The sequence below is a fragment of the Dietzia sp. DQ11-71 genome, assembly GCF_014144995.1.
GTDB classification, from domain to species: Bacteria; Actinomycetota; Actinomycetes; order Mycobacteriales; family Mycobacteriaceae; genus Dietzia; species Dietzia kunjamensis.
The window spans coordinates 1-1,041 of the sequence record NZ_JAALDT010000462.1 but is presented as its reverse complement, the minus strand read 5'-3'; the positions used below and the strand labels follow the sequence as shown (position 1 = coordinate 1,041).

The window sequence follows — 1,041 nt, the reverse complement described above, 5'->3', positions numbered from 1 at the left end:
AGCCCGTGGTCAGCCCGCGGAGTACCTTCTGGGCCAGGAGCCCCTCGCGCCACCCGGCGACCAGCGCGGCGCGGTCGAGCAGGGCGGGATCGATGCTCCACAGGCGCACCCGGCGAGTATAGGTGCGGGCGGGGCGCCGCCGAGCTGGGGACGGTGCGCCGCAGAGGTGCGGACGGCGAAGCCGCGAGGACGGACGAGGAGACGGATATGACGACGACGACAACGCCGACCCGCGACGAGGTGATGGCCGAGCTCGCGGAGCTCGAGGACGCGCGGATCCGGAAGGTCAACGAGCGGCACGGCGACGACCACGCGGTCAACCTCACCACGCTCCGCGCGGTGGCCAAGCGGGTGAAGAAGAACCATCCGCTGGCCCTGGAGCTGTGGGACACGGGCGACTCGGCCGCGAGGCTGCTCGCGTTGCTCATCTGCCGGCCCAAGGAGTTCTCGGCCACCGAGCTGGACACGATGCTGCGCGAGGCCCGCACCCGGAAGGTCCACGACTGGCTGGTCGGCTACGTCGTGATGAAGGGCCCGCACGCCGAGGACCTGCGCGTGGCGTGGTTGGACGACGCCGACCCGGTGGTCGCCTCCGCCGGCTGGGCGCTCACCGCCGACCGGGTGGTCAAGAAGCCCGAGGGGCTGGACCTGCCCGCGCTGCTGGACGTGATCGAGGCCGAGATGGCCGGCGCCCACGAACGGCTGCAGTGGGAGATGAACACGTGCCTGGCCCAGATCGGGATCCAGCATCCGGATCTGCGGGCGCGCGCACTGGAGATCGGCGAGCGCCTGGGTGTGCTGCGTGACTACCCGACGCCGCCGAACTGCACCTCGCCGTACGCGCCGGAGTGGATCGGCGAGATGGTCCGTCGCCAGGAGGCCTGACGACCCGACCGGGTCCGCCCCGCTGCACTACCTCTCGGCCGCAGCGGAGAGCACGTGTCGGTAGATCCGGGCGTGGGCGGCGGCGATCGCGGCGTCCTCGGACGCGGGAGCGCGCGCCGGGACCGGCGGGTCGTCGAGGGCGGCCATCAGCGCCCG

Annotated in this window: 1 protein-coding gene; it reads left to right on the top strand. The window is 72.8% G+C overall.

The genetic code is table 11. The features are described 5' to 3' along the window. The first annotated feature begins 207 nt into the window (after positions 1-207). Positions 208-885 carry a DNA alkylation repair protein gene (locus tag G6023_RS14555; RefSeq protein ID WP_182636179.1) on the top strand — a complete coding sequence of 226 codons (678 nt, stop codon included), beginning with the start codon at positions 208-210 and terminating at the stop codon, positions 883-885. Positions 886-1,041: the final 156 nt, after the last annotated feature.

Excerpts from the sequence above, each read along its gene's own strand:
- G6023_RS14555 (WP_182636179.1), top strand. The coding sequence starts at position 208 with ATGACGACGACGACAACGCCGACCCGCGACGAGGTGATGGCCGAGCTC.